Origin of the sequence: Dactylosporangium sp. NPDC006015 (genome assembly GCF_040614215.1) — a bacterium.
GTDB classification, from domain to species: Bacteria; Actinomycetota; Actinomycetes; order Mycobacteriales; family Micromonosporaceae; genus Dactylosporangium; species Dactylosporangium maewongense.
In genome coordinates this window covers 1-1,304 of the sequence record NZ_JBEXUD010000118.1, presented here as the reverse complement: position 1 = coordinate 1,304, position 1,304 = coordinate 1, and the positions used below count along the sequence as shown (strand labels likewise).

General features: G+C 48.8%; 1 rRNA gene. It reads right to left on the bottom strand.

Annotation, left to right across the window (positions count from 1 at the left end):
* Positions 1-1,304 (bottom strand): 23S ribosomal RNA (locus ABZ321_RS58190); the annotation flags it as partial.

Below are 1,304 nucleotides of genomic sequence, written 5' to 3'. Positions count from 1 at the left end.
TGCCGAGTTCCTTAACGAGAGTTCTCTCGATCACCTGAGGCTACTCGCCTCGACTACCTGTGTCGGTTTGCGGTACGGGTAGATATGACTTTACGCTAGAAGCTTTTCTTGGCAGTGTGACATCAGAGAGTTCGCAACCGTAGTTGCTTCCCCATCACAGCTCAATGTTAAAGAGAAATGCATTTGACACATCTCACACCTCACTGCTTAGACCAGAATCCATTAACTGGCATCTCTTAGCCTACTGCGTCCCTCCATCACGATCATATCTAGTACTGGAATATCAACCAGTTGTCCATCGACTACGCCTTTCGGCCTCGCCTTAGGTCCCGACTAACCCAGGGCGGACGAGCCTTCCCCTGGAAACCTTAGTCTTACGGTGGATAAGATTCTCACTTATCTTGCGCTACTCATACCGGCATTCTCACTTCTTAACGCTCCAGCACTCCTCACGGTATACCTTCATCGCGGTTAAGAACGCTCTCCTACCATTGATAAAATATCAATCCAAAGCTTCGGTAATATGTTTAGCCCCGGTACATTTTCGGCGCAGGGTCACTCGACTAGTGAGCTATTACGCACTCTTTGAATGATAGCTGCTTCTGAGCTAACATCCTAGTTGTCTGTGCAACCCCACATCCTTTTCCACTTAACATATATTTTGGGACCTTAGCTGTTGGTCTGGGCTGTTTCCCTTTCGACTACGGATCTTAGCACTCGCAGTCTGACTGCCGAACATGTGTATTAGCATTCGGAGTTTATCTGAGATTGGTAATCCTAGACGGACCCCTCACCCAAACAGTGCTCTACCTCCAATACACTTACATTTCGACGCTAGCCCTAAAGCTATTTCGGAGAGAACCAGCTATCTCCCAGTTCGTTTGGAATTTCTCCGCTATCCACAAGTCATCCAAACACTTTTCAACGTGTCCTGGTTCGGGCCTCCAGTGCGTCTTACCACACCTTCACCCTGCTCATGGATAGGTCACTAGGTTTCGGGTCTACATCATGATACTAAGTCGCCCTATTCAGACTCGGTTTCCCTACGGCTCCGTCTCTTCAACTTAACCTCGCATCATAACGTAACTCGCCGGTTCATTCTACAAAAGGCACGCTCTCACCCATTAACGGGCTCGAACTTCTTGTAGGCACACGGTTTCAGGTGCTATTTCACTCCCCTCTCGGGGTTCTTTTCACCTTTCCCTCACGGTACTGGTTCACTATCGGTCACTAAGGAGTATTTAGGGTTGGGAGATGGTCCTCCCGGATTCAAACTGGATTTCGCGTGTCCAGCCCTACTCAGG